Genomic DNA, 2,018 nt, shown 5'->3' on the forward strand with positions numbered 1-2,018 from the left:
CGGCGGTGTCGCTCCCGGCCGACGTCGTCGGGCGGTACGAGAAGTTCTCGCGGTTCAACTCCCCGTACCCCGCCCACGACCGCGGCCGCGCGGTCGACCTCTACCCGGGCGACGGCGTCGGGCGCTCCCCGGTCGCCGGGACCGTCCGCGAGGTCCGCACCGTCGGCTGCCCGGACCGGCCGTACGCGGCCGACGAGGACCACCTGATCGTCGTCGACCTCGCCGACGAGTGGTGCGCCCGCGCCGGCGCCCCCCGCGGCGCCGTCGCCCGGGTCCTCCACGTGATCCCGGAGGTGGCCCCGGGCGACCGGGTCGAGGTCGGCGACGCGCTCGGGCCGACGACCCGCTCCGGCTTCTTCGGGCAGTGGGTCGACGACCACGTCCACCTCGGCTTCCGACCCCCGGACGCGGACCCGCTCCGCGCGAGCGGGTCGCCCCCGGTCGCCGTCGACGCCCCCGTCGACCCGGTCGCGTGGGACGGGACCGGAACCGTCGTCGAGCGCGGCCCGACGCACGTCGTCGTGAGGGGGCCACACCGGTCGCGGTCCGGCCCGTCCTTCGGCGCGCTCGCGAGCGACGAGGGCGTCCCCCTCGACGGCGGGCTGGCGCACTACGCGGGCGGGGGGACGTTCCGCGGTCGCGACGAGACGCCCGAAGCGGGCGACGCGCTGTCCCTGCTCGGGGCGCGGGTCGGCACCGCGGCCGAACACGGCGGCGGATCGGCCGCGGGAGCGCCCCGCGTCGAGTGGGCGCCGGTCGACGTCTTCGCGAACGGCGAGCGCGTGACCGGACTGTCGCTGTTCGCGTCGCGCCGCGACCGACTCGGCGTCAAGCTTGTCTGCCCGGACCGCGAGTTCGCCGTCGGCGAGTCGGTGACGGTCGAGGTCGTCCCGAGCGACGACCCGATCCGGCTCGGCGTCGGGTGAGCGGGGGCGGAGCGCGTCCGGACGACGCGCGTCGGGACGACGCACGTCGTCCGGACGCCGTCAATCGGCGACCCGTTGTCGCACGTTTCCGAGGGCTACAAGCCGTTCGGGGCTGACCGCGGGGACATGGACCGCACGGACATCGCGGCGATGGACCCGCTCCCGGACGCGGCGACGGCGTTCGTCAGGCGGAAGCTCGAAGACGATCACGGCTACCTCTCGTGGCTGAACACGTCGGTCGAGACGATAGAGCGCGGGCGCGTCGTGCTCTCGATCCCCTTCGACGAGAAGCTCACGAACGCCGGCGGCCGGACGATCCACGGCGGCGTGGCGGCGACGCTGATCGACACGGCCGGCGGCGTCGCCCAGCGGACGACGTTCGAGGACCCGCTCGACGGCGACGTGGCGACGGTGAACCTCAACGCGAACTACCTGCGGCCCGCGAACGGCGACCTCCGCGCGGAGGCCGAGGTGGTGCGGGCCGGCGGCTCGATCGGCGTCAGCGAGATGACGGTCACCACCGCCGGGAACGGGGGCGGAGGGACCGCGGAGGACGGTGAGCGCGACGGGAACCGGTCGGAGGTCGTCGTCGGTCAGGGGTCGTTCCGACTGTTCCGCGAGTAGCCGGGGAGGTCGGCGAGGATCGCGTCGAGGGCCACTTCCCCCTCGTCGTTGCCGCCGAGTTCAGCTGCCAGCGCCGCGACCGGCTCGCGGTCGACGCGCTCCGGAGCGGCGCGGACGGCGACCGACTGCTCGCCGAGCGAGACGAACCCGCAGCCGAGCCGCTCCGCCGTCTCCCGGAGGCCGAGCCCGGCGTCGGCGTCGCCGGCGGCGACGGCGCGGACCGGGCTCTCGAACCCCTTCGCCGTGCGCTCGTACCCGTCGATCCGCTCGGCGAGCGCGCGGCGGTCGGCGTCGCGCTCGCCGGCGAGGTCGTCGAGCGCCGCGTCGAGCCCCCGCCGGAGCCCCGAGACGGTCCGGCGGTTCCGGAGGCGGAGGTCGCGGGCGGCGAGGTCCGCGCGCCCCTCGATCACCGCGGGGTTATCCGACGGCACGGCGCGCCTCCACTCGCGGGTGCAGCCCCCGAGGCCC

3 protein-coding genes are annotated in these 2,018 nt (G+C 76.2%); 2 read left to right on the forward strand and 1 reads right to left on the reverse strand.

Features of this window, described 5'->3' with window-relative positions:
* Positions 1–5 precede the first annotated feature (5 nt).
* On the forward strand, positions 6–926 hold the full coding sequence (locus tag B9G38_RS16515) for a hypothetical protein (RefSeq protein WP_086221103.1): 921 nt from the start codon (positions 6–8) through the stop codon (positions 924–926).
* A gap of 126 nt (positions 927–1,052) precedes the next feature.
* On the forward strand, positions 1,053–1,550 hold the full coding sequence (locus B9G38_RS16520) for a PaaI family thioesterase (RefSeq protein ID WP_086221102.1): 498 nt from the start codon (positions 1,053–1,055) through the stop codon (positions 1,548–1,550).
* Here B9G38_RS16520 and B9G38_RS16525 read toward each other — a convergent pair.
* A partial coding sequence (locus B9G38_RS16525) for a substrate-binding domain-containing protein (protein WP_303646249.1) occupies positions 1,520–2,018 on the reverse strand: 499 nt, incomplete at its 5' end. The two genes, B9G38_RS16520 and B9G38_RS16525, sit on opposite strands and share 31 nt — an antisense overlap.

This window comes from Halorubrum sp. SD612 (assembly GCF_002135005.1).